A 20654-nucleotide genomic window follows, 5' to 3' on the forward strand; every position below is an offset into this window, starting at 1 on the left:
TGGCAGGCATATTCGGCCCAGAAGCCCGCGCTGCTACTCGGGCACGCGCCCGTTGTCGTCCGTGGATTGGGACGGCTCGGTCTTCTGTTCCTTGGCGTGGACTTCTAGCACGTGGATGAGCTTGCGCATGCGCTTGTAGCGCGCCACGCCGAGCGCGATGGTGACGAGCGAGGCGGGCACCAGCACCCAGCCGATCACCGTCAGCGTCGGGTGGTCGAAGAAGTGGATGAAGGTGGCCGCCACGGCCAGTTCGGTCAGGGCCGTGCGCTGGTAGGCCAGAAACGTGCGCTCGTTGGCCAGGATGGACCGCGCCGCGGCGAGGTGCTCGGTCAGGCTCAGGCGGATGCTGGGGTGTGTGGCGGAAGGGGGGCTGTCCATCGAGATCTCCCCGTTGGAGCGGTTCGTCTGGGGGCTGTTCCGGTGCCGTGCTGGGGGCGGCGCGGCTAGCGCTCGGGCATGCGGCTGATGGCTTCCCCGGCGTGGGCGTGCTCAAGAGGCCGGGAGAAGTAGAAGCCCTGCACGCATTCGCAGCCGAGCTTGTGCAGCATGGACGCCTGTCCGACCTCCTCGACGCCCTCGGCCACCACGTTCAGGCCCAGGCTGTGGGCCAGGGCCACGATGGCCCGCACGATCTCGTGGTTTTCCGGGTCGAGCCCCAGGCGGCCCACGAAGCTGCGGTCCACCTTGAGGGTGTCCACCGGGAAGCGCTGCAGGTAGGAGAGCGACGAGTAGCCGGTGCCGAAGTCGTCGATGCTGATCTGCACGCCCAGGGCTTTCAGCCGGTGGAGCATGACCAGGGCGCTTTCGGCGTTGACCATGATGTTGGATTCGGTGATCTCAAGCTTGAGCTTGTCCGGCGGAAGCCCCGTGGACTCCAGGATGCCCGCCACCTGCTCCACAAGGGAGAACTGCATGAACTGTTTGTTGGACAGGTTCACGGCCATGAACAGCCTGCGAGCGGAAGGATCGTTGGCGCGCCAGCCTGCCAGGTCCTTGCAGGCGCGTTCCAGCACAAGCCGCCCCAGGTCGAGGATGATGCCGGTCTCCTCGGCCAGGGTGATGAACGAGCCCGGCCCCACAAGCCCGCGCTCGGGGTGCTGCCAGCGCACCAGCGCCTCGAAGCCCACCATGTCCGTGCTGGCGAGGTCCCAGATGGGCTGGTAGTGCACCACAAACTCGTCGCGCTCCAGCGCCTGGCGCATTTCCTGCTCCAGGCTCATGCGCTCCTGGGCGTGCAGCAGCATGCGCGGCGTGAAGACCTTGAACCGGCCACGGCCGCTGGCCTTGACGAAGTGCAGGGCGATGGTCGCGCTCTGGAGGAGTTCCTCCGCCCGGTCAAAGGTGTTGGGCGAAAGCACGATGCCGAAGCTGGCCGAGGTCTGCACCTCGCGCCCCTCGATCTCCATCGGCTCCATTATGGCCTGGCGCAAGCGCTTGATGATGCGTATGGCCTCGCCCGGGGTGGCCAGCTCCTCCAGGAGCAGGATGAACTCGTTGCCGCCGAAGCGGGCCACGGTGTCCAGGCCGCGCAGGGTGTTCACGATGCGCCGGGCGACGCCCTCCAGCACCTTGTCGCCAAAGGCGTGGCCAAGGCTGTCGTTGATGACCTTGAAGCGGTCCAGGTCCATGGCGACCACGGCGTAGTACACGTCGTCGCGCCGCTTGAAGCGCTCCAGCGCCTGCTGGATGCGGTCCACCGCCAGGGTGCGGTTGGCCAGGCCGGTCAGGTGGTCGTACATGGCCTGGTGCCGGAGCTTCTGCTCGAACTCCACGCGTTCGGCCTCGCGCACGTCCATGGCCAGGGCCATGTTGTCGAAGGCCTCGGCCAGCATGCCGAGCTCGCCTTCCTGGTGGCCCAGGCCGCTTCTGGCGTGCAGGTCGCCCTGGCCCAGGCGCTTGGCGGTGCCGATGAGCAGGTTCAGGCGGCGCATGATGATGAAATGTCCGAGAACCCAGGCCAGCGCAGCGGTCAGGAGGCCCACAAGGCCCGTCAGCGCGATGTTTCGCGCCAGGATGGCGCGAGCCTCGCCCAGGGCCTGGTCCTCGGGGATGCCCACTCGGGCCAGCAAAAACGCGGGGTCGTCCTTGTCGCGGCGCACGCGCTTCATGGCGTAGAGCCTGCGGATGCCGTCGGCCCCGGTGCCCACGGTGAGGCCTTCCTCGCCCAGGCTGATCAGGTTCTCCCAGAGGCCTAAGGATTCCTGCTGGCCGGTCCACCTGCTGGGGTCCGGGTAGCGGAACAGGCGCACCCCGCGCGAGTCGGACAGGGCCATGGCAGAGCCCGGCGGCAGGCCCGCGGCGTTGAAGGCCTGGGCCAGGGTGGAGAGGTCGAAGGTGGCGCCGAGCACTCCCACAAGCTTGCCTGTTTCCCCGAACACCGGATGCGCGAAATGCAGCACCGGGCGTTTGGTGGTGTAGCTGACGGCGTACTCGCCGACGGAAAATTCCTTGGTGCGCAACACGTCGCGGAAGTACTTCCGCTTGGAGACGTCGACGACGCCGCTGTAGGGGATGGAAAGGGCGAAGACGTGGGCGTTCAGGTCGATGAGGGAGAGGTTGGCGTAGCCTGGGTGAAGTTTGTGCAGCTTTGTCAAAAGCTCTGTCGAGCCTTTCTTGTCCATGCGCTTGATGGTCGGCACGTTGGAAAGGATGGTGAGCAGCACCCGGGCGTTCTCTTCCACTTGGCTCAGGTCGTCGGCCATGCCCTGGACCAGGCGGCGGGTGGCGTCCTGGGTCTTCTCTATGGCGGAACGCTGCAACTCCCGACCGCTCCACCAGACCAGGGTCAGGGCGGGGATGGTGGCGGCAAGCACGAGCAGAAGCAGGTGTGTGCGGATGGACCAGGAAAAGAATGACTTCATGCGTTCCTTGCGTGCCCCGTCAAGTGGTTGCGTGAGCCCCTGCCGCCGAGAAATTTTCTTCTCCTATCTCTTCTTGAGCCTCGGGTCCAGCACCTGAGAGGCCGATTGGGGGCTTGTGTAATACGTAATTGTAGATTTGGTGGGTGGTATTTGTACCGCCATCGCTATTTCAGATCATTTTGATATGTATTCGATGCTTCGGATCGGCTGCGGCCGACCCCCTGCGGCGTTGCGCCCGTTAAGAAAAATCGGCCAGGGGCAAGGCTTGCAGCGGGTGGGGACACGCCTGCGGGGGGGGCGTCCGAGCGCCCGGTGTGGGTGGCAAAGGCAGGTCCCGAGGCGTGAAAGGGGGCTTGCCCAAACCGAACTTCCTGGATAAAGAATTGCGCATCCTCTACCCCGGATGAACGCCGACATGAACGTGGGCCGACCAAAACACATCCAATTCCGCCTCCAGGCTTTTGCAGGCCGTTGGCTGGATTGGATTTTTTTGCGTCCGCCGGGAGGGGGGCAGCTGTCAGGATAAGGTCAGCGCTGAGGCCTCCGCTTTTTTGCCCGTACCCGCAGCCAATGCCGGGTGGACGGTTCGGGCAGGTGGAGCGCCGGGGCATCACGTTCATGCTCGCGTCCAAGGAGCATGAACCTCATGCCTTGGCTGTCCGTTCCCTTTCGGGGGCGGGCGCCTTGCAGGTCTTGCCGGACGGCGCATTGTCTAGTGAGGGGATGAGACAACCGCTCGATGCGGCCCTGGCTTTGCCGCGGGCCGCAAACCTGCAACGTTCATGGAGGGGACATGCAAGACAAAATGAAACTGTACGGACTGCTGCTGGGCCCAGCACTGTTTCTCATCATCTGCTTCCTGCCGCTGCCCGAAGGACTGACGCAGCCGGCCCTGTACTGCGGCGCGGTCACGGTGCTCATGGCCACCTGGTGGATCACCGAGGCCATTCCCATTCCGGCCACCTCGCTGATTCCCATCGTCCTGTTCCCCCTGCTGCAGATCCTGCCCACCGCGAAGGTCACTCCGGCGTACTCCAACCACCTGATCTACCTGTTCATGGGCGGCTTCTTCGTGGCCGTGACCATGGAGCGCTGGAACCTGCACTACCGCATCGCCATGCACACCATCCGCCTGGTGGGCACCAGCCCCTCGCGCATCATCCTGGGCTTCATGATCGCCACGGCGTTCTTGTCCATGTGGGTGTCCAACACGGCCACCACGGTCATGATGATGCCCATCGGCATGGCCATCATCAACGCCTGCGCCGACATCACCGGGCAGCATGAGCACAGCAAGAACCCCTTCGCCATCGGGCTCATGCTCTCCCTGGCCTACGCCGCGTCCATCGGCGGCATCGCCACGCTCATCGGCACCCCGCCGAACACCATCATGGTGGCCCAGATGGACAAGATGTACGGCCAGACCATCAACTTCGCCCAGTGGATGCTCATCGGCGTGCCCCTGGCCGCCACCTTCCTGTTCCTGAGCTGGCTGCTCATCACCAAGGTGCTCTTCCGCGTCCACGGCGACATCCTCCTGGGCAAGGGCGAAGAGCTCGTGCGCAATGAGATCGCCAAGCTCGGACCCATGAAGCGCGAGGAAAAGATCATAGCTCTCGTGTTCTTCTGCGCCGCCGTGGCCTGGGTCGTCATGGGCCTGGTGAAGATCCCCATGCTCAAGGGCGTCTCCGACGCCACAGTGGCCGTCACCGCGGCGGTGCTGCTGTTCCTCATCCCCTCTGACCTGAAGAACGGCGTGTTCCTGCTTGACTGGAAGACCGCCGTGAAGATTCCCTGGGACGTCATCCTGCTCTTCGGCGGCGGCCTGGCCCTGGCCGACGCCTTCCAGGACACCGGCCTGACCAAGTTCATCGCCGGCGGCCTGACCGACCTGAACGGCCTGCCCATCATCATCATCCTGGGCGCCATCGTGACCCTGAACATCTTCCTGACGGAAGTGACCTCCAACACCGCCGTGGCCACCCTCATGATCCCCATCATGGGCGCCATCGCCGTGGGCATGGGCATCCACCCCTTCGGACCCATCATGGCCGCGTGCATCGCCTGCTCCTACGCCTTCATGCTGCCTGTGGCCACGCCGCCCAACGCCGTGGTCTTCGGTTCCGGCGCGGTGACCATCCGACAAATGGCCAAGACCGGCCTGTGGCTGAACATCATGGGCATCTTCCAGATCACGCTCATCGTGTACTACCTGGCCCCCATCGTGCTCGGCATCGACCTGACCGTGCTGCCCGACTGGGCCATCCCCAAGAAGTAGAGCCTTTGCGGAGTCCCCCGCGCCACGCCCCCGGCCGGAAACGGTCAGGGGGCTGGCCTGGGGACAGGGGGCCCAGCCCCCGGCCAAGGCAAGTTGACGTGAATGTGCCCCTGCCGGTTCTTGCCTGCGGGGGCGCAGTCTGTTAAGCGCCAGGATACGAAATGGCTGCTCCGGGGGCGGACCGCGCTCCGGGGAAAACTGAAACCTCAGTGTCTTGATGAAAGAAAAGGGGACCCCGTATGAAACGTCTTCTGTTTGTCGCCGCCCTGGTCATGGGCCTGGCTCTTATGGGCTGCCAGAAAGAGCCCGAGAAGGCTCCCGAGAAGGCCGCCGAAAAGCCCGCCGCCGAGGAGAAGGTCCTGGTCAACGGCATCGACGGCGGCGGCTTCCCGCCGTACGCCTTTGTGGACAAGTCCGGCAAGACCGTGGGCTTCGACGTCGAGGCCATCGAGTGGATCGGCCAGAAGATGGGCTTCAAGGTGAAGCACCAGCCCGTCGAGTGGTCCGCCATCATCCCCGCCCTTGAGGCCAAGAAGATCGACATGATCTGCTCCGGCATGAGCGCCACCGCCGAGCGCGCCCAGCGCGTCAACTTCTCCGACCCGTACTACACGGTCACCCAGGTGCTGGTGGTGAAGGGCGACAACAAGGCCACCCTGGAGCAGATGCTCAGCACCGGCAAGAAGATCGGCGTGCAGCGCGGTACCGTTACCGCCAAGTACCTGGAGGAGCTGTCCAAGAAGCCGGGCATGAAGTTCAAGCTCGTGCAGTACGACTCCACCGACCTGTCCATGCAGGACCTGCCCATCGGCCGCATCGACGGCTCGGGCATGGACAGCACCATCGCCAAGGAAGTCCTGAAGAAGGACGAGAAGATGAAGATCGCCGGCACGTTTGACGCCGCGCCCGAGAACTACGGCTACGCCGTGCGCAAGGACGACGCCGAGCTGCTGAAGAAGATCAACGAAGGCCTCAAGCTGCTCATGGCCGACCCCTACTGGGCCGAGCTGAAGAAGAAGTACGACGTCGACTAGTTCTTAACCAGCTGGAAATCAAACCGAAAGGCTCCGGGTCAAGCGCCGGGGCCTTTCGGTCGTTTCCGGGCCTGGGCAAAGCTTCGCCAAAAGGATCCCATGGATTTCACCCTCGCCTACAACGCCGCACATGAGGCGCTGCCCTACATGCTGGGCGGCGTGGTCTGGACCGTCGGGCTCATCGTGGGGGCCATGCTGCTGGGGCTTGCCTTCGGCGTGCCCCTGGCCGTGCTGCACGTGTATGGCCCCTGGCCCGTGCGCCGGGCCGTGAGCACCTACGTCTGGCTCTTCCGGGGCATCCCCATATTGGTGCAGATGTACATCTTCTATTTCGGCCTGCTGGCCTGGCTCTCGGGCCTGCCGCTGTTCGCCGGCCTCGGGCTCGACAGCCCCTTCGTGGCCGCCGTGCTGGTGCTGGGGCTCACCTCCAGCGCCTACCAGTCGCAGATCTTCCGGGGCGCCATCCAGTCGCTGCACGCGGGCCAGCTCAAGGCCGCCCGGGCGCTCGGCATGACCGACGCCCAGGCCATCCGTTCCATCATCCTGCCCCAGGCCCTGCGCCTGTCCATCCCCGGCTGGAGCAACGAGTACTCGATCTTGCTCAAGGACTCCGCGCTGGCGTTCACCATCGGCGTCGTGGAGATCATGGCCCGCATGCGCGCCATCGCCTCCACCACGCACGAGCCGGTGAGCATGACCTTCCTGGCGGGCATCATCTTTTTCGTCCTGACCTGGGTGGGGGTGAAGGCCCTCAACATCCTGGAGAGCAGGGTGCGCATCGCGGGCTACACCCGCCAAGGAGCCGCGTAAAATCATGGCCGTCGAATTAGAGACCACCCCCGTTCTGGAAGCGCGCGCCCTGGGCAAGACCCTGGGCGGCAACCGTGTGCTCGACGCCGTGAGCCTGGCCCTGCCCAAGGGCTGCGTGAAGGTGCTCATCGGCCCCTCCGGCGCGGGCAAGAGCACGCTCCTGCAGTGCCTCAATTTCCTCATCCCGCCCGACTCCGGCACCATTTCGCTGGAGGGCCGGGAGGTGAACGCCAAGAGCAAGCGCGAGCTCTGCGCGCTCCGCCAGCAGGTCGGCATGATCTTCCAGGATTTCAATCTGTTCGACCACCTGAGCGCGCTGGAGAACGTGCGCGTGGCGCTGATGAAGGTCAAGGGCATGAGCAAGCTCGACGCGGGCGAGCTGGCCCTGGCCGAGCTGGCCCGGGTGGGCCTGGCGGACAAGGCCGCGCTGTACCCGGCCAACCTCTCCGGCGGGCAGAAGCAGCGCGTGGCCATAGCCCGCGCCCTGGCCATGGACCCCAAGGTCATGCTGCTCGACGAGCCCACCAGCGCGCTCGACCCCGAGCTCATCGGCGAGGTGCTGGCCGTCATCCGCGACCTGGCCCAGAACGGCATGACCATGATCATGGCCACCCACCAGATCAGCTTTTCCGCCAGCCTGGCCGACGAGTTCCTGTTCATGGAGAAGGGCCGCGTCATCGAGGCCGGTTCCCCGGCGGAGCTCCTGCGCCGCGACTCCGGCTCGCGCACCAAGGCCTTCTGCGCCAAGATCAGCGAGCTGACGGGCGAGGCCGACGACATGGGCGGGGAGTGCAAGGTTTGAGCACGCCCTATCTTGAGTTCCTGCGCACGGAGCTGGCGCCGGGCCTCATGGAAGGCCTGTGGACCAGCCTCGTGGTCATCGTGCCCTCGGCCTGCCTGGGCGCGTTCATCGGCGTTGTGGCCGGGGTGCTGCGCGTGTACGGCCCCAGGCCCCTGCAGCGCCTCACCGAGGCCTACGTCTCGCTCTTTCGCGGCACGCCGCTGGTGGTGCAGGTGTTCTTCTGGTATTTCGCGCTGCCGTACATCTCCATCGGCGGGCACAGCATCGTGCTCGACGCCGTCCCGGCCTCCATCCTGGCCTTTGGCCTGTGCAGCGGGGCCTACCAGTCCGAGTACATCCGCGGGGGCCTCAACTCCATCAAGCGCGGGCAGATTCGCGCCGCCCTGGCTCTGGGCATGACCACCCGCCAGGCGGTGCAGAGCGTGGTGCTGCCTCAGGCCTTCCGCCGTGCGCTGCCGGGTTGCGGCAACGAGATCATCTACCTCATCAAGTATTCGTCGCTGGCCTCCATCATCACCGTGAACGAGCTGACGGGCATGGCCACCACCATCGCCAAGAACTCCTGGCGCAACATCGAGGTGTTCTGCACGCTGGGCGCGTACTACCTGGTGCTGGTGACCCTGGCCACCTGGCTGCTGCACCTGCTGGAGGACGCGCTCGGCGTGCCCGGCTTCGAGCGCCACAAGTCCTGACCCGCCAGTTCGTTGAGAGAAATGGACCCAATGGAGACGGCCATGCCCCAGCCCAGAGCCCTTGCCCCTGATCTTCTGGCCCTGCTCGCGTGCGAGTTCGGGGCTGACCTGCTGGTGGACGAGGCGGCGCTCTGCGCGCGCAGCCGCGACGAGTCCGGCCTGGTGCGCCAGCCCGCGGCGGTGCTGCTGGCCAAAAGCGAGGCCCAGGTGGCGCGGCTGGTCAGCCTGGCCAACGCCAATCCGACGGGGCATTCCTTTGCGGTGATTCCGCGCGGCGCGGGCACGGGCCTGGCCGGGGGCTGCCTTGCCCCCGAAATGGGCGTCGTGCTCGACCTCACGGCCATGAACCGCATCCTCGACATCGACACCCGGAGCCTGACGGCGACGGTGGAGCCGGGCGTGCTCACCGGCGACCTGCGCGCCGCCGCCAAGGCCAAGGGCCTGTTCTACCCGCCGGACCCGGCCAGCCTGGCCACCAGCACCATTGGCGGCAACGCGGCCACCAACGCGGGCGGCCCGGCCTGCGTGAAGTACGGCACCACGCGCGACTACGTGCTCGGCCTCACGGCCGTGCTGCCCACGGGCGAGGTCGTCCGCGCCGGGGCCAACACCCGTAAGGGCGTGGTGGGCTACGACCTGGCGCGGCTGCTTGTGGGCTGCGAGGGCACGCTGGGCGTCATCACCGGGCTGACCTTGAAGCTCCTGCCGCACCCGGGGGCCGCGGCCTGCGTGGCGGCGGTGTTCGCGGACCTGAATGCCGCCATGCGCGCCATCATCGCCATCATGACGCGCGGTCACCTGCCCTCGGCCATGGAATTTCTCGACGCGCGCTGCCTGAAGCTTGTGGGCGACCTGCTGCCCTTCCGGGTGGAGGGGGACGCAAGCGCCCTGGTGCTCGTGGAGGCCGACGGCGACCCGGAGCAGGTGCGGCGCGAGGTGGAGGCCATCGAGGCCATCTGCCGCGAGCTGGGCGCGGCGAACATCCTGCCGCCCGCCATCACAGGCACGAAAGAGGGCGATGAGGGCCGCGAGGCCGTGTGGAAGGTGCGCCGCAGCGTCAGCACGCGCATCCACGAGGCATGCGCCGTGTACATCCCCGAGGACATCGCCGTGCCCATCGGCCGCATCGCCGACATGGTGGCCGCCCTGCCCGAGGTGGAGGCCCGGCACGGCATCACGATTTTCGCCTTCGGCCACGCGGGCGACGGCAACATCCACCTGAACCTCACCGCCCAGGACGAGGCCCAGCGCCCGCAGGTGGAGGCCGCCGCCGTGGACTGCGTGCGCCTTGCCCTCGCCCTCGGCGGCACCATCAGCGGCGAGCACGGCATCGGCCTGGTCAAGCGCGGCCTCCTGCCGCTGGAGATCGGCCCGGCGAGCCTGAAGCTCCAGCGCGGGCTGAAGGCCCTGTTCGACCCGAACAACGTGCTCAACCCCGGCAAGATATTTCCGGCGGAGCAGGAGTAGAAATGGACCTGGAAGCCCGGCTTTCAAGCCGCGTGAAACGGATCAAGATCTCCGCCACCAAGGAGATGCCCATGATCGCCGCCCAGGTGGGCGGCTGCGTGTCGCTGGGGCAGGGCATCCCCTCGTTCATGACCCCGCCGCACGTGGTGGACGCCGTGGCCAAGGCCCTGCGCGAGGACCCTGCCGCCGGCAAGTATTCGCTCCAGCCCGGCATGCCCGCCCTGCGCGCGGCCGCCGCCGAGCTCCTGCGCGCCGAGAAGAACCTCCCCGCCGACCCGGAGCGCGAGGTGGCCATCACCGTGGGCGGCATGGAGGGCCTGCTCTGCGCCATGCTGACGCTGGTCGGCCCCGGCGACGAGGTCATCGTGCCCGAGCCCTTCTATCCCTCCCACGTGGAGCAGATCATGTTGGCCGAGGGCACGCCGGTGTTCGCGCCGCTCAGGCGCATCGACTGGGGGCTCGACGTGGACGCGGTGGCGGCGGCCATCACCCCGCGCACCAAGGCCATCATCGTCTCCAGCCCGCACAACCCCACGGGCGCGGTGTTCGCCAAGGCCGACCTGCTCAAGCTGGCGGAGCTGGCGCTCAGGCACGAGATCTTCGTCATCTGCGACGACACCTACGACGCGCTGACCTATGACGGTCCTGATCCCGAGGGGGCCTTCAGCCTCATGAGCGTGCCGGAGCTGCGCCACCTGCTCATCGGCGTGTTCAGCTTCTCCAAGCGCTTCGCCCTCACGGGCTGGCGCGTGGGGTTCCTCTGGGCGCGGGAGGAGCTGCTGAACCAGATGCTCAAGATCCACGACGCCGCGGCCATCTGCGCGCCCACCCCGGCGCAGATCGCGGCGCTGGCGTCGCTTGCCGGACCCCAGGACGTGTTCCGGGCCATGCGCGACGAGCTGCACAAGCGCCGCGACCTCATCTGCGCGCGGCTGGACGCCATGGGCGGGCGCTTCTCGCACATCCGCCCGCGCGGCGCGTTCTACGTGCTGGCCAAGGCCGAATTCCCCATAGTCGATTCCCGCGACCTGGCCCTGCGGGTCATCCGCGAGGCCCGCGTCATCACCATCCCCGGCGGGGCCTTCGGGCCGGGGGCGGAGGGGCACCTGCGCCTCTCCTTCGGCGGCGCCGAGGCAGAGATCGACACCGCCTGCGACCGCCTGGCCGCCTGGGCCGAAAAACTGTAACCGTTTCCAAGGAGTGCCCATGCGCCGCGTTTCCGCCATTCTCCTTTCGGCCCTGCTTGTCTTCGGCCTGGTCCTGGCCACGACCGTGGCCCCGGCCCTGGCCGCGGGCTCCGGCTTCAACGCCGAAGCCTTCAAGAAGAATTTCCTGGCCGGACTGGCCGGGCGGCCCAACTTTCCCGACCTGACGCCGGACAGCGTGCAGGTGGACAAGGCCGAAAAGGCCGCCACCTTCGGCGGCATGGACATCTACGCGGTGAAGGGCCGCCTGGTGCCCGCCGACGGCCAGCCCCAGCCGTTTCTGCTGTTCATCAGCGCCGACGGCCAGTTCCATGTCTCCGACGTCATCCGCCTGGGCGAGGGCAAGAGCATCCTGAAGGACGCCCGCGACCGCCTGCGCGCGGAGGACCTGAAGGACCTGGGGCACGTCGTCTTCAAGGGCCAGGCGGGCAAGCCCGTGGTCGTCTTCGTGTCCGATCCCTTCTGCCCCTATTGCCGCCAGGCCTTCAACTACCTCATGGGCAAGAAGGACAGCTACTCCGAGTTCCGGCTGGCGCATTTCCCCCTGGCCTCGCACCCCGGCGCGGACATCGCCTGCACGCTCATGGCCTGGGCCTTGGACAACGCCCCGAGCAAGGCGCTCGAGTTCGTGCGGTTCGGCTACGGCGAGCTGGCCGTGCCCAAGATGCCGGACAGGAGCCCCGCGAGCCTGAAGAAGGCCTGGGCGCAGGTGGCGGGCGCGTATCTGGCGCGCTTCCCGGAGCTCAAGGCCGTGGGCAAGGACGGCGCGGCCATCGTGGCGGCCCTGGGCAGCTCGAGCTACGCCAAGAGCGTGGCCCAGGACATGGCCGCCGCCGGGAGCATGGACATCACCGGCACCCCGGTCATCTTTGTGGACAAGGCCCGCGTCGTCGGTTTCGACGATGAGCGCCTGAACGAACTGCTGAAGTAGGCTTTTCCGGGAGCCCCTCTGCGCCGTGACTTTCTGGGTCTGGACGCGGGCGGGGCTCCTCATGTAGACTGGGGTTGGCGAAGCGGTTCAGGCCGCTTCAGACCAGCTCAAGGAGGCGGAACATGAGCAGGATTCTGATTGGACTTTTGGCGTGCGTCCTGACCCTGGGCCTTTTGGCCGCTGGGCAGGCCGAGGCCAAGGTCTACAAGATGAAACCCGAGGAGCGGGCCGCCGCCCTCAAGGAAAAGAAGGCCCGCAAGGCCAGGAAGAAAGCCGGCAAGAGCAATGCCGAAGCCCCTGGCGGCTGGGTCGAGGTCAAGCCCGGCAGCAAGCCCGAGCGCAAGGCCAGAAAGTCCGCCAAGGTGGACGAGGTGGCCGCCGCAGCCGAGAAGAAGGGCAAAAAGGCCAAGAAGGCCGAGGTCGCCGCCCAGCCGGAAAAGAAGTCCGGCAAGAAGGCCGTCAAGAAGTCTGAAAAGAAGTCCGACAATAAGGGCGACAAGAAGCTTGGCAAGCGCTCCCGCAAGGAGGCCGCGGCCAGGGGCGATCGCCTGGTGACCAAGTCCTACTCCGGCGAGACCAAGGTGCGTAGCGAGGGCATCGAGGTGCGTCGTTCCGGCGCCAAGGCCCATCGCGCCGCGCCTGCTTCCGCAGCGCCTGCGGAGACTCCCGCCGCCGCTCCGGCCGCGCCCGCTGGCGACGACCTGGGCAGCTATTCCGTGAAGCGTCCCGGCCAGGAAAAGCCCGCTGCCACGACGGTGGCTCCCGAGGTGCGCCAGCAGGTCCAGCCCGGTCCGGCGGACACCGCCAAGCCCGTGGGCACCGAGCAGAAAACCGGCGAGGGCCGCTTCTAGAGGCACTGGCGAAAGGACCCCTTGCCCCTGGGCATCGGCTCTTGCCCGCCAGGAAAGCAAGGCCCGCCTGTCGAAACAGGCCAGGGCAAACGCGCAGGAAGCAGAACACCACAAGGCCGGGTTCACGCCCGGCCTTTTCTTTTCCACCCTTTCACCCTGCCGCAGGGCGAAAAAAGGCCCGGAGCGGTGTGCCCCGGGCCTTGCGTCCTGTTTCGCCGTGGCGGCTACTGGACCAGGGTCCAGGTGCCGTCCGGGCTGCGGTAGGCCTTGGCCCTCACGTCGCGCTCCTGGCCGTCAGCGTAGGCCTTGATGGTCACGTCGCGATAGATCTTGTCCTGCTGCATGTAGGGGGTGCCCGGCGTGGCCTCGTAGCTGGTGCCGGTGTCCGGGTTCTTCCAGGCCAGGGGCTTGCCCGAGGGCTGCTCTTCCAGGGCCTTGCCGATGTGGGCCTTGTCGGTCTTGTCCATCTCGTTGCCGATGGCGTAGCCGATGAGGCCGCCGATGCCCGCGCCGATGACGGCGCCGAGGCCCTTGTTCTTGGCTGTCAGCGCGCCGATGGTGGCGCCGGCCAGGGTGCCGACTCCGGCCCCGGTCTGGGCCTTGTCGGCGCAACCGGCAACGGAGCCCAGCAGAAACGTGGCGATGATGAGGGAAGAGATGAGTTTTTTCATGAGGTTCCTCCTTGCGAGCCTAGACCCGCTGATTAACGAATTCCAGTATGAGAAGATACGCCTTCCGCGCCTGTCGTCAAGACGCGCGCAGAGCCCTTTTGGTGACAAGCAAGGTTTGGGCCAGGGCGGAAAGCAAGGTTGGGCGCGGCCTGGCGGGCAATGCCCAGGGCCGGCGCGGCGCAACGTGCGCAAATATCTGCTCAAACGGGTGCAAAAGTCCGTACCTTCACGCCTGTTTTGAGGCCGCGTCCTCGCCCGCAGCTGTCGTGTCTCCTGCCGCCTTGCCCTCGGTATCCGCGTCCCCGCCGCGCTCGAAGGTGTAGTTGCCCTTGAAGAACTCCTCCACGTACCAGCCGATCTGGCCGTCGTCGGAGAGCACCATGTCGAGCAGGCGCACGGCCCCGAGCAGCCTGCCCACCATGTCCAGCTTCTGCTTGAGGTCGCTCTGGGAGTACTTCTTGATCTCCCCGCGCACCATGTCGCCCTTGACCTCCATCTTGAAGCCCAGGCGCTTCAATATCTGCGAGATGAGGCTGGCCCGCCTGGAGCGCCGGGCGATGTCCGCCGCGCCGCCCTTGAACGAGAAGATGACGTAGTTGTCGTTGATGGACGGGCCGCAGTAGCTGTCGATGACCGCGAAGTGGTAGCCCAGGCGCGTGTTGAAGTTCAGGTAGTGGTCGCTTGTGACCGCGTAGTTGGGGCCGCCCATGCTGCCGTCGGCGTTGGGGTCGTTCAGGATGGACTCGGCCATGATGGTGGCGAAGCCGGTGAGGCTGACCCCGACGCCGCCCAGCCAGCGGATGTCCGGGTGGGTCATGCCGTGGAGCAGGGCCTGGAAGGGCGCGCTCTTGATGTGCTCCAGCTCCACCACATGCTTCGGCGCGGTGGGGGTGAGCCCGCCGCCCAGGTCCACCACGAAGATGTTCAGCGGCAGGCCCGCGCGCAGCCGGACCGCGCCTTCGGTGTCGCCCATGCCGTCGCTGATGTTGAACATCTCGCGCATGCTCATCTCATGGGCGAAGCGGATGACGTCGTGCAGGCTCGTGCAGCCCTCGGGCGTGAAGTTCTCGGCCTTGGGGTCGAGCAGGGTCAGCGGGGCCATGCGCTTCAGGGCCTCTTGCGCCGCCTTGTAGACCGGGCTGCCGCGCATGAGGTTCACGCAGGCGCGCTCGCGGACGAGCTCCGGCACGAGGCCCCGGTAGACGATGGCGTTGCTGGCGTCCACGGTGATCTCCTCGCCCTGCTCGATCTTGAGGGTGGCGTTCTCCGCGCCCACCAGCGTGGGCAGGCCGAACTCGCGCGCCACGCTGGCCATGTGCCCGGTGACGCTGCCGACGTCGGTGACGATGGCCCGGATGCGGTCCATGACAGGCACATAGGTTGGCGAGGTCTGCCGGGCCACGAGGATGGCGCCCTCGGGCACGGCGGAGAGGTTGTGGTCGCTCGTCAGGATGTAGGCCTGCCCGGCGGCGCTGCCCGCTGCGGCCATGGCCCCGCCGCGCAGGATGACCTCCCGGCCGTGCAGGGGCTCGGCGCCCTCGTCTCCCTCTTGCGGCAGGGCGCATTCCCCTGCGGACGGGCTCTGCTCCACCCCCAGGGGGCGCGCCTGCAGAATGAACAGGCGGCCCTGCTGGTCCTGCGCCCACTCGATGTCCAGGGCTTGGCCGTAGTGCTCCTCCAGCTTCAGCCCGTAGGCGGCCAGTTGTAGCAGCCGCGCGGTGTCCAGGCAGGGCTCGGCCTGCTGGTCCGGCGGCACATCCCGCATGATGATGCCGTCCGCGCCCTTGTCAGGCCCGTCCGGTGCGCTGTTCAGGACGAGCCGCTGCGTCTTCACGGCCACGTCGCGGGTGATGAACCCCATGTCCTTGCGGCGCAGCCTCGCGAAATCCGCATGCCCCGAGCCGTCCACCACGCTGACCCCCAGCCCCCAGGCCGCGCTGACGAGGATGTCGTCAGAGGTCGGCTGGCTGGGGTCGTGGGTGTAGAGCACGCCGCTTGAGCGCGCGTCCACCATGGTCACGCACAAGACGGCCATGATGACGTCCTGGTCGGAGTAGCCCTTGCTGCGGCGGTAGTAGACCGCGCGCGGGCTGAAGGTGCTGGCCACGACCTCCTTCCAGGCGCGCGGCACGTTCTCGGCGTGGACGTTCAGCACCGTGGCGTGCTGTCCGGCGAAGGTGGCGTCGGAGTCCTCGCAGGTGGCGCTGGAGCGCACGGACACGCGCACGTCTGGGCCGAACAGGGCCCTGAGCGCGTCCATCTCGCGGGCCATGCCGCGCCGGGTGTCCTCGGGCACCTCCGCGGCCAGGATCAGGGCCTGAATCTCCTCGCACACGCCCACCAGCAGCTCGGTGTCCTTGACCTCGATGCCGCGCAGGCGCTGCTCGATGCGCTCGGAAAGCCCGGTGACGCGCAGGAAATGCTGGCAGGCGTAGGCCGAGACCGCGAAGCCCTGGGGGGTGGGCAGGCCGACGCGGTTGGCCACCTCGCCCAGGTTGGCGGCCTTGCCGCCCACCTCGTCGGCCATGCTGGCCGAGAGCGCGCGCAGGGGCAGCACCAGCTCGCTCTTCTTGAGCTTCTTGCGCCGCGCCAGGTCCTTCAGCACCGTGATGCCGATGCGCTCGGTGGCGTCGAACAGGCCGGGATACTTGCCGTGGGACAGGGCGTTCAGGTCTTCGGCCAGGTCGTAGACCAGGCTGATCAGGTCCTCGGACAGGGTCAGCACCTGGTCCAGGGTGAAGGGCTTGTTCTCGTAGAGCAGGTGCTCAAGCTCCGTCAGGATCTCAAGGGAGCGGTTGTTCTTGATGAGCAGGCTCTTGAAATACTCGTACTTGCGCTTGATCGCGTCGTCTTCTGTGCTGCTGGCGCGGGGCTTCCGGGTTCCAAGGAGCATGTTCAGGAGCTTGAGCATGCCAGTCTCCGGTGAGTTCGGGTTGTGCCGACGGGGGGCTTTGACGCTTTCATGCTACGCGAGGCGTGCTCGGGGCGCAAGGGGCACGGCCCAGGGACGCGTCGAGGCCGCAAACAAGGCCTGGGCCGGGGATCGTCGTTGCGGGGCTTTGACAAACAGGCTAGGATAATCGCCGTCAGGAGGAACAAGCGATGTACAAAGGCAAACGCATTCTGGGCACCATCAGCGCTCGCGGCGGCAGCAAGGGCGTGCCCGGCAAGAACATCCGCGACCTGGGCGGCCTGCCGCTCATCGGCTGGACCATCCGCGAGGCCAGGTGCTCGGCCTACCTGGACCGGCTCGTGGTGTCCTCCGACGACGAGGGCATCCTGGCCGTGGCGCGTTCCCACGGGGCCGACACGCCCTTTGTGCGCCCGGCCGAGCTGGCGCGCGACGACACCCCCGGCGTGGACCCGGTGCTGCACACCGTCGAGGCGCTGGCGCCCGAGCAGTACGACTACGTGGTGCTCATGCAGCCCACCTCGCCCCTGCGCACCAAGGCCGACATCGACGGCGCCATCGAGCTCTGCCTGGAGAACGGCTGGCCCTGCTGCATCAGCGTCACCGAGGCGGACAAGAGCCCCTACTACATGTTTCAGATGGACGAGAACGCGCGCATGACCCCGGTGATTCGCCAGGACAGCTTCCACACCCGCCGCCAGGATCTGCCCCGGACCTTCGCGCCCAACGGCGCGGTCTACGTGGCCAAGTGCGACTGGCTGGCCCGCACGCGCAGCTACCTGACCCCGGAGACCCGCGGGTACGTCATGCCGCGCGAGCGCTCCTGGGACATCGACGAGCTTCTGGACTTCGATATCTGCGAGCTGCTGTTGAAGCGCGCCGGACGCATCGCATGAGCGGGGGGGGCATGAAGGACCTGAAGGCCGCGGTCATCGGGCTGGGCGGCATGGGCAGGCGGCACCTCGCGGCCCTGGATGAGGCTGGCATCGGCGTGGCGGGCGTCTGCGACATGAACCTGGCCGTGGCGCAGGAGCTGGCAGGGGCCCGCACGGACAAGCCCCTGGCCGTGTCCGACTGGCGCGGGCTTTTGTCCGGCGTGGACGTGCTGTGCATCGCCACCAACGGCCCCAGCCATCACGAGATCGTGCTGGCGGCAGCGGCGGCGAGGATTCCTTTCGTGCTCTGCGAAAAGCCCATGAGCACCAGCGGGGCCAAGGCGCGGGAGATGGCCGAGGCCTGCGAAAAAGCCGGCACCCGGCTGGCCGTGAACCTCTGCCGCCGCTTCCTCACGCGTTGCCTGCTGTTCCGCAAGGCCGTGGCCCTCTCCGACATGGGTGGGGAGCTCGTCATCGGCCGCCCCAGGCGCTTCTGGGGGCTCATCGGCGGCGGCGGCGTGGGCTGCGTGGGCCTGCATTATTTCGACTACGCGGCCTGGCTGTTCGACGCGCGCCCGGTCTGGGTCTCCGCCGAATTGACGGCCTGCCCCGCGCCCAATGTGCGCGGCCCGCAGTTCTGCGATCCCGGCGGGCAGGTCAGCGTGGGCTTCGAGTGCGCCGACGGCCACCGGTTCGTGGGCGATTTCGAGCTCTCCGAGGACGTGCCCCGCGCCTCGCGCTGCCTGGTCATCGGCACCGAGGGCACGGCGGAGTTCGACGACTTCACCCCGCCGCCCACGGGCAGCGCCAGCGCCTGCGCCCGTCCGCCGGACCAGCGCCACGTGGCCAAGACGCGCCTGGTGCAGCCCGAGAGCGTGGCCATCGACCACGGCCCGGCCCTGGACATCGTGCAGGCCACCCGCGACTGCCTGCTCGACCTTGTGGGGCCGTTCGCGCATTCCACGGTCCGGGCGGGCATCGAGTCCGTGGACGTGGTGCTGGGCGCGCACCTGTCGTCGCAACAGGGCGGCGCGCGCGTGGCCCTGCCGCTCACCGGCGCGGGCCTGGCCCTCGATGTCCCAATCACGTAGGCTTCAGCATCGGAAAGGACTGCGCATGACCATCGACACTTCCCGGCCCGTCAAGGTGGGCCTCATCGGCGCGGGGCTCATCGCCCGCCAGCACCTCACCGCCATGAGCCGCGTGCCGGGCCTTGAGGCCGTGGGCATCGCCTCGCGCACGCGCGCCAAGGCCGAAGCCCTGGCCGCGGAGTTTGGCCTTTTGCACGTGTGCGACAGCCCCGGGGAACTGGTGCGGCAGGCGGCGCCCGACGCGCTCATGGTGCTGGTCTCGCCCCAGGCCATGGCCCCGCTGGCCCTGGAATGCCTGGACTTCGGCCTGCCGCTGTTTCTGGAGAAGCCAGTGGGCCTGAGCGTGGAGGAGGCCGAGTCGGTGGCCGGCGCGGCGGCGGAGAAGAACGTGCCCAACATGGTGGGCTTCAACCGCCGACATTATTCGATCTTTCAGAAAGGGCTGGCCAAGGTGCTGGAGCGCGGGCGGCTCTTGTCGGTCATCGTGGAGGGCAGCGAGCGCATGCACGTGGCCCGGGCCACGGGCCGCTTCACGGACGAGGTGCTGCGGGCCTGGGTCTTCGCCAACGCCACGCACACCATCGACCTGCTGCGCCATTTCGGCGGCGAGCCGGAGGAGGTCTGCGCCTTCGCCACCAGCCTGCACGAGCCCCTGGGCGACCAGTTCGTGGCGGCCCTGCGCTTCCCTGGCGGGGTGCTGGGCTCCTTCACCGGGAACTGGCATTCCCCCGGCGGCTGGGGCGTGGTCTTGAAGGGCGAGGGCGTCACGGCGGAGTTCCGGCCGCTTGAAACCTGCCGCCTGACCTACGCCGACGGCACTTCCGAGACCCTTGAGCCAGACGCCGACGACGCGGCGGTGAAGCCAGGCTTCTGCGGGCAGCAGCGCGCCTTTGTGGACATGGTGCGCACGGGCGCGCTGGCCGCGCCCTCACTGGACCTTGGAGGGGCGCTTCTGACCATGCGCCTGGCCGGACGGCTCATCGCCCCGGTGCGCCCGCTTTCGTAGAGCGCGCCTCGCTGGCCGGAGCTGTATCGGGCAGAGATCGGGCCAAGTGTTGTGAAAGAGCATATTTTATAATATGTATTGTTTCTCTGGCGCACCCCCCCAAGGGCCGGAGCGGAGGAGCATCATGCAGGCAGGCAACAACAGCCCCAAGCGTCCGCGTATTCTGCTGGCCGAGGACGAATCCGTCATCGCCATGCAGGTGGAAGAGCTCATCACCGCCGAGGGCTACGAGGTGGTCGGCATCGCCGGAACCGCGGCGGAGGCCGTGCGGCTGGCCACAATGCTGCGTCCCGACCTGGTGCTCATGGACATCGTCATGCCCCCAGAGCCCGGCCAGACGGACAGCATGGACGGAATCGACGCTTGCGCCGTCATCCAGCGCGAGCTGCACATCCCGGTGGTGCTGCTCTCGGCCCACGGCGAGGAGCAGTTCCTGCGCCGCGCCCGCACAGCCCTGCCTTCCGCATACCTGCTCAAGCCCTGCCAGAACACCCAGATCCGCGCGGCGGTGGAGGTGGCCCTGGCCATGAGCGCCCACAACGATCCCGCGGCGGGTTTTCGCCTGCGCGAGGCGCACCACCGCATCAAGAACAGCTTCTCGCTGTTGCACGGCATGCTGCGCATGCAGCAGATGCAGGTCTCCGACCCGGTGGCCAAGCGCTCCCTGGCCGATGCCGGGGCCCGCGTGCTGGCCATGGCCTCGGCGCATGAGACCATGTCCGAGCCGGCCCAGGGGGCCAGCAAAGGGGCCGGGGCGTATGTGGAGAAGCTGGCGCGCGGCCTGTTCGAGGGCAACGCCGGGCATGGCTCCAACGGGCGCCTGCGTCTGGACGTGAACACGGAGAAGGTGGAGCTGGACGCGGCCCGGCTGGTGCCCTGCGGCATCTTTTTGGCCGAGGCCATGACCAACGCCCTGAAGTACGCCTTTGCGGACGGCCAGGAGGGGGTGATCCGCGTGGTGCTGCGGCCCGATGGGGACAAGGCGCTTCTGGAGGTCTCCGACGACGGGGCCGGACTGCCCGGCGATCCCAGGGAGCTGGGGCTGCATTCCTTCGGCCTGCAATGTCTGAACGCGGCGGCGCAGCAGCTGGGCGGCGTGCTCGACATCAAGACCGAGCCTGGCCAGGGCAGCCGTTTCTCCGTGCGCTTCCAGGCGGTTTAGCCCGGCC

Annotated in this window: 17 protein-coding genes; 13 read left to right on the forward strand and 4 right to left on the reverse strand. The window is 67.5% G+C overall.

Going from position 1 to position 20654, the window contains the following annotated elements:
- Positions 1-33 precede the first annotated feature (33 nt).
- Together RDU24_RS12490 and RDU24_RS12495 are read right to left on the reverse strand one after the other, a co-directional pair.
- Complete coding sequence (locus RDU24_RS12490; RefSeq protein ID WP_308736100.1) at positions 34-378, reverse strand: DUF202 domain-containing protein; 345 nt, start codon at positions 376-378, stop codon at positions 34-36.
- Between the two features lie 65 nt (positions 379-443).
- Positions 444-2861: a bifunctional diguanylate cyclase/phosphodiesterase gene (locus RDU24_RS12495; protein ID WP_308736101.1), complete on the reverse strand. Its 2418-nt coding sequence runs from the start codon at positions 2859-2861 to the stop codon at positions 444-446.
- A gap of 793 nt (positions 2862-3654) precedes the next feature.
- Between RDU24_RS12495 and RDU24_RS12500 the strand changes: the two genes are divergently transcribed.
- The 9 genes from RDU24_RS12500 (at position 3655) to RDU24_RS12540 (ending at position 12931) form a co-directional block, all read left to right on the forward strand.
- Positions 3655-5139 carry an SLC13 family permease gene (locus RDU24_RS12500; RefSeq protein ID WP_308736102.1) on the forward strand — a complete coding sequence of 495 codons (1485 nt, stop codon included), beginning with the start codon at positions 3655-3657 and terminating at the stop codon, positions 5137-5139.
- A 287-nt stretch (positions 5140-5426) separates the two neighbouring features.
- Positions 5427-6173: an ABC transporter substrate-binding protein gene (locus tag RDU24_RS12505; RefSeq protein WP_374989773.1), complete on the forward strand. Its 747-nt coding sequence runs from the start codon at positions 5427-5429 to the stop codon at positions 6171-6173.
- Between the two features lie 99 nt (positions 6174-6272).
- On the forward strand, positions 6273-6983 hold the full coding sequence (locus RDU24_RS12510) for an amino acid ABC transporter permease (RefSeq protein ID WP_308736104.1): 711 nt from the start codon (positions 6273-6275) through the stop codon (positions 6981-6983).
- Positions 6984-6987: 4 nt separating this feature from the next.
- Positions 6988-7785, forward strand: coding sequence for an amino acid ABC transporter ATP-binding protein (locus RDU24_RS12515; RefSeq protein ID WP_308736105.1), 798 nt, complete (start codon positions 6988-6990; stop codon positions 7783-7785).
- 47 nt (positions 7786-7832) lie between these two features.
- The gene (locus tag RDU24_RS12520) at positions 7833-8477 is read left to right on the forward strand and encodes an amino acid ABC transporter permease (RefSeq protein ID WP_308736123.1); all 645 of its coding nucleotides are present in this window, start codon (positions 7833-7835) and stop codon (positions 8475-8477) included.
- Between the two features lie 42 nt (positions 8478-8519).
- Positions 8520-9944 (forward strand): FAD-binding oxidoreductase, encoded by a 1425-nt coding sequence (locus RDU24_RS12525; protein WP_308736106.1) that lies wholly within the window; start codon positions 8520-8522, stop codon positions 9942-9944.
- A gap of 2 nt (positions 9945-9946) precedes the next feature.
- Positions 9947-11131 carry a pyridoxal phosphate-dependent aminotransferase gene (locus RDU24_RS12530; protein WP_308736107.1) on the forward strand — a complete coding sequence of 395 codons (1185 nt, stop codon included), beginning with the start codon at positions 9947-9949 and terminating at the stop codon, positions 11129-11131.
- Between the two features lie 19 nt (positions 11132-11150).
- On the forward strand, positions 11151-12080 hold the full coding sequence (locus tag RDU24_RS12535; protein ID WP_308736108.1) for a DsbA family protein: 930 nt from the start codon (positions 11151-11153) through the stop codon (positions 12078-12080).
- Between the two features lie 122 nt (positions 12081-12202).
- Entirely contained in the window at positions 12203-12931 is a 729-nt protein-coding gene (locus RDU24_RS12540) for a hypothetical protein (protein ID WP_308736109.1), read from the forward strand.
- Between the two features lie 224 nt (positions 12932-13155).
- Here RDU24_RS12540 and RDU24_RS12545 read toward each other — a convergent pair whose 3' ends face one another.
- Both RDU24_RS12545 and RDU24_RS12550 read right to left on the reverse strand, forming a co-directional pair.
- Positions 13156-13602, reverse strand: coding sequence for a glycine zipper domain-containing protein (locus RDU24_RS12545; protein WP_308736110.1), 447 nt, complete (start codon positions 13600-13602; stop codon positions 13156-13158).
- Positions 13603-13828: 226 nt separating this feature from the next.
- Positions 13829-16513 carry a PEP/pyruvate-binding domain-containing protein gene (locus tag RDU24_RS12550; protein WP_308736111.1) on the reverse strand — a complete coding sequence of 895 codons (2685 nt, stop codon included), beginning with the start codon at positions 16511-16513 and terminating at the stop codon, positions 13829-13831.
- 191 nt (positions 16514-16704) lie between these two features.
- Here RDU24_RS12550 and RDU24_RS12555 point away from each other — a divergent pair, with 191 nt between their 5' ends.
- From RDU24_RS12555 to RDU24_RS12570, 4 genes are all read left to right on the forward strand, one after another.
- Positions 16705-17409: an acylneuraminate cytidylyltransferase family protein gene (locus tag RDU24_RS12555; RefSeq protein ID WP_308736112.1), complete on the forward strand. Its 705-nt coding sequence runs from the start codon at positions 16705-16707 to the stop codon at positions 17407-17409.
- Between the two features lie 11 nt (positions 17410-17420).
- The gene (locus RDU24_RS12560; RefSeq protein WP_308736113.1) at positions 17421-18479 is read left to right on the forward strand and encodes a Gfo/Idh/MocA family protein; all 1059 of its coding nucleotides are present in this window, start codon (positions 17421-17423) and stop codon (positions 18477-18479) included.
- Positions 18480-18504: 25 nt separating this feature from the next.
- Complete coding sequence (locus RDU24_RS12565; protein ID WP_308736114.1) at positions 18505-19485, forward strand: Gfo/Idh/MocA family protein; 981 nt, start codon at positions 18505-18507, stop codon at positions 19483-19485.
- 124 nt (positions 19486-19609) lie between these two features.
- Positions 19610-20647 (forward strand): sensor histidine kinase, encoded by a 1038-nt coding sequence (locus RDU24_RS12570; RefSeq protein ID WP_308736115.1) that lies wholly within the window; start codon positions 19610-19612, stop codon positions 20645-20647.
- Positions 20648-20654 lie beyond the last annotated feature (7 nt).

The organism is Humidesulfovibrio sp. (genome assembly GCF_031082295.1).
Classification (GTDB): domain Bacteria; phylum Desulfobacterota; class Desulfovibrionia; order Desulfovibrionales; family Desulfovibrionaceae; genus Humidesulfovibrio.